The sequence below is a fragment of the Rathayibacter sp. AY1H3 genome (genome assembly GCF_002932015.1).
This window is the reverse complement of record NZ_PSUU01000087.1, coordinates 1-3,770: the sequence shown is the minus strand read 5'-3', so window position 1 is coordinate 3,770 and position 3,770 is coordinate 1. Positions and strand designations below refer to the sequence as shown.

Sequence of the window (3,770 nt, the reverse complement as noted above, 5' to 3'; positions counted from 1 at the left end):
CCGCGCGCTCCGCTCCGCCGGATGGGAGGTGGTGCGCATCCGCACGGGGAAGCTGCTGCCGCTCGGCCCACACGACCTGGTCGCCACGGGAGTCACGGCCGCGCTGGCGGACCGTCTGGTCGACCGGCTCCGCGATATCCGCGGTCCGCTGCTCGTCGACGCCTGGGGGCGCTGAGCGCGTCGCGCGGCGGCTGCGGGACGGTCCTCCGGGACCCGCCCCCGTCGCTCCCTCCCCGTCGCTCCGTGCAGGTGTCCGGCTCGGCGGAACGGGACCCGCGGACGCAGTGCCGGCGAGCGGGAACCGTCGCGTGGGAACCGGCGAGTCGGAGCGGTCGAGTCGTCGCCGCCGGCTCGCAGCCGACGCGTCAGAGCCGCAGGGCCAGCGCCTCGCTGCGCCAGCGGCGGTGCAGGGCCCAGGGGTCGGGCTCCCCGGCGCGCACGGTCTCGATGTGGGCGTCGAGCGCGGGGCTGCGCGCGAACCACTCGGTGCGCTCCAGGCGCTCGTCGGCGAACTGGGCGTGCCGGTGCTGCTCGAGTGCTCGCCCGCCGCGCTCGAACGCGAGGAGCTCCTCGTGCCGGAGCCGGTGGAGGCGCTGCCGGGGATTGCCGCTGGTGCCGATCTTGATCCGCTCGCCGAAGCGGATGTAGTAGACGACGTCGACCCGGGGCGGCGGGAGCTCGCCGTCGGGAGCATCGCCGAGCCGCCACTCGCAGGCGGCGCAGAGCCAGGCGGAGGGGAGTCGGACGCCCAGGCGGGACCCGCACGCCGCGCACGGCGAGGGCAGGACGTCGATCACGCCGTCCTCGCGGGCGACCCAGTCGTGCGCGAGCCCGAGGTGCGCCGCGCAGAGCGCGAGGGGGGCGCCCGTCTCGGCCGAGGAGGCGCACCCTCCGATCGCGCACGCTGACATGCCGCCGACGCTAGGTGCGACCCCCGACATCGCGCCGCCGTCGACCGCGCCGCCGCGAGCACGCAGGAGTCGGAGTGCTCGCTCTCGAGGACGGCGGCACCCGCGCGCTCGCTGCCCGGCGGATCAGCTCAGGCGGTCGACCAGCGACGAGGCGAGGCCCGTGTAGCCGCCCGGCGTCAGCGCCAGCAGGCGCTCCTTCGCCGCGTCGCCGATGTCGAGACCCTGCACGAAGACGGCGAGGTCGTCGGCACCGAGGCGCTTGCCGCGGGTCAGGTCCTTCAGCAGCGCGTACGGGTCGGTGATCGAGGAGCGGCCGGCCGCCACCTCTGCGCGGATCACCGTCTGGATCGCCTCGGCCAGCACCTCCCAGTTGCCGTCGAGGTCGGCGGCGAGGGCGGTCGGGTCGAGGTCGATCTCGAGCAGGCCGCGGGCGATGTTGTCGAGGGCGAGGAGGGAGTGGCCGAACGCGACGCCGATGTTGCGCTGCGTGGTCGAGTCGGTGAGGTCGCGCTGGAGGCGCGAGGTGACCAGGGTCTGCGCGAGCGAGTCGAGCAGGGCGCTGGAGAGCTCGAGGTTCGCCTCGGCGTTCTCGAAGCGGATCGGGTTGATCTTGTGCGGCATCGTGGACGAGCCGGTCGCCCCGGCCTGGGGGATCTGCCGGAAGTAGCCGAGCGAGATGTAGGTCCAGACATCGGTGCAGATGTTGTGCAGGATGCGGTTCGCGTGCGCGGCCCTGCCGTAGAGCTCGGCCTGCCAGTCGTGCGACTCGATCTGGGTGGTCAGCGGGTTGAAGACGAGGCCGAGGGAGGTGACGAACTCCTCCGCGAGGGCGGGCCAGTCGGTGCCGGGGTCGGCGGCGAGGTGCGCGGCGAACGTGCCCGTCGCTCCGCTGAACTTGCCCAGGTACTCCGTCGCCTCGATCTGCGCGACGACCCGCTCGAGCCGGTACGCGTAGACGGCGAACTCCTTGCCCATCGTGGTCGGGGTCGCGGGCTGGCCGTGGGTGCGGCTGAGCATCGACTCGTCGCGGTAGCGGACGGCCAGCTCCCGGAGCGACGCGACGACCGAGCGCAGCTTCGGCAGCCAGATCTCGCCGACGGCCTGGCGGACCACGATCGCGTAGGAGAGGTTGTTGATGTCCTCGCTGGTGGCGGCGAAGTGGGTGAGCTCGGCGATGCGCTGCAGGCCCAGCTCCTCGAGCCACTGGCGGACGAGGTACTCCACGGCCTTCACGTCGTGGCGGGTGCGGGCCTCGAGGGTCGCCAGCTCGTCGATCTCGGGCTGGCCGAAGTCGCGGGCGCGGCGGCGCAGCTCCTCGGCGGTCGCCGCGTCGACGGGCTCGGAGCCGAAGAGGCGGCGGTCGGTCAGCGCCAGCAGCCACTCGACCTCGACGTGCACCCGCGCGCGGTTCAGCCCCGCCTCCGAGAGGTACTCGCCGAGCGACGAGACGGCACCGCTGTAGCGGCCGTCGAGAGGGCTCAGCGGCTGGGTGGGGAGCGAGGTCATGCGGTGGTGCCTTCCGGTTCTCAGGTGTCCTGCGCGAGGGCGGCGCGCGCGTCGGTGGAGTCGGGGCGGACCGAGCGGTTGCCGCGCAGTCCTGGTTCGATCTGGGCGAAGAGGGCCCGGCAGGCGCGCTCGATGAGCGCGAGCACCGAGTCGAACGCCGCCGCATCGGAATAGTAGGGGTCGGGGACGTCGCCCTGCGGGGAGAGGCCGGGCTCGAAGTCGAGCAGGCGGCGGATCTTCTGCCGGTCGACCTCGGTGCGCGCCCAGGAGCGCAGCGCGCGCTCGTGCCCGTGGTCGAGCGCGACGACCAGGTCGAACTCGGCGAAGCGGGACGGGTCGAAGAGCTGGGCGCGGTGGCGGCCCCCGTCGAAGCCGTGTCGCTCCAGCGCCGCGAGGGCGCGGCTGTCGGCGTGCTCGCCGAGGTGCCACTCGCCGGTGCCGGCCGAGCTGATCTCGATCGCGGAGCCGAGCCCCGCCTGCTCCGCCAGGGAGCGCAGCACCACCTCGGCCATCGGCGACCGGCAGATGTTGCCGGTGCAGACGAAGCACACGGCGAAGGCCGAGGGCGCAGGGGAGTCGGGGGTCACCCGCCCATCATGGCGCACCGCGGCTCCTCCACAGCAGGCCGATCGCGGCCGCCGTCCACCGATGGCGCGCGCGGCCTCCCGGGCGGCGGCGGCGCGGCCGATGCTGGCTGCCGAGCCCGCGGTGTCAGTCCTGACGGCGGCGGAGGAAGGGGCGCAGGAGGAGGCCGATGAACCAGTTCACCAGGGCGAGCACGAGGGCGCCGAGCACGCCCCACCAGAAGCCGTCCACGACGAGGCCGAAGCCGAAGAGGCCGCTGATCCAGGCGGTCAGGAGCAGCAGGAGGCCGTTGACGAGGAACGAGACCAGGCCGAGCGTCAGCACGTACAGGGGGAACGCGACCACCCGCACCACTCCGCCGACGACGGCGTTGACGACGCCGAAGATCACCGCCACCAGCAGGTACGTGAGGACCGCCGCTGCGGGGCCCTCCTCGTACGGGTCCACGCGCACGCCCGCCACGACCAGGGTCGTGAGCCAGATCGCGACGGCGTTGGTCAGGAGGCCGAGGAGGAGTCTGCTCATGCCTCCACTATCCCCGCAGGCGGGGCGGGCCGCGAGCCGGGGCTCAGGTGAGGGGCCCGCCGATGGTCGGCTCGGGCGCAGGAGTGCAGAGGCGGGGGTCGTCGGCGCAGGTCCGCGGAGGGAGCACCGCGGTGGGCTCGGGCTGCGGCAGGGGCTCCGCCGTCGGCTGCGGGGCCTCGGTCGGCTCGGGGGCGGGCGCGGGTGCCGGCTCCGGAGCCGGGGGATCGGGCGTCGGCTCCTGGG

Annotated in this window: 5 protein-coding genes; all 5 read right to left on the bottom strand. The window is 74.1% G+C overall.

Going from position 1 to position 3,770, the window contains the following annotated elements:
- Nucleotides 1–365: 365 nt before the first annotated feature.
- On the bottom strand, nucleotides 366–911 hold the full coding sequence (locus C5C33_RS17920; protein WP_104225197.1) for a GIY-YIG nuclease family protein: 546 nt from the start codon (nucleotides 909–911) through the stop codon (nucleotides 366–368).
- A gap of 123 nt (nucleotides 912–1,034) precedes the next feature.
- The gene (purB, locus tag C5C33_RS17915) at nucleotides 1,035–2,417 is read right to left on the bottom strand and encodes an adenylosuccinate lyase (RefSeq protein WP_104225198.1); all 1,383 of its coding nucleotides are present in this window, start codon (nucleotides 2,415–2,417) and stop codon (nucleotides 1,035–1,037) included.
- Nucleotides 2,418–2,437: 20 nt separating this feature from the next.
- Complete coding sequence (locus C5C33_RS17910) at nucleotides 2,438–3,004, bottom strand: low molecular weight protein-tyrosine-phosphatase (protein ID WP_181027248.1); 567 nt, start codon at nucleotides 3,002–3,004, stop codon at nucleotides 2,438–2,440.
- A gap of 124 nt (nucleotides 3,005–3,128) precedes the next feature.
- The gene (locus C5C33_RS17905) at nucleotides 3,129–3,527 is read right to left on the bottom strand and encodes a phage holin family protein (protein ID WP_104225199.1); all 399 of its coding nucleotides are present in this window, start codon (nucleotides 3,525–3,527) and stop codon (nucleotides 3,129–3,131) included.
- A gap of 43 nt (nucleotides 3,528–3,570) precedes the next feature.
- On the bottom strand, nucleotides 3,571–3,770 hold a 200-nt coding region (locus tag C5C33_RS18850), incomplete at its 5' end, for a hypothetical protein (RefSeq protein WP_219814963.1).

Excerpts from the sequence above, each read along its gene's own strand:
- C5C33_RS17905 (WP_104225199.1), bottom strand. The coding sequence starts at position 3,527 with ATGAGCAGACTCCTCCTCGGCCTCCTGACCAACGCCGTCGCGATCTGG.
- C5C33_RS17920 (WP_104225197.1), bottom strand. The coding sequence starts at position 911 with ATGTCAGCGTGCGCGATCGGAGGGTGCGCCTCCTCGGCCGAGACGGGC.
- purB (WP_104225198.1), bottom strand. The coding sequence starts at position 2,417 with ATGACCTCGCTCCCCACCCAGCCGCTGAGCCCTCTCGACGGCCGCTAC.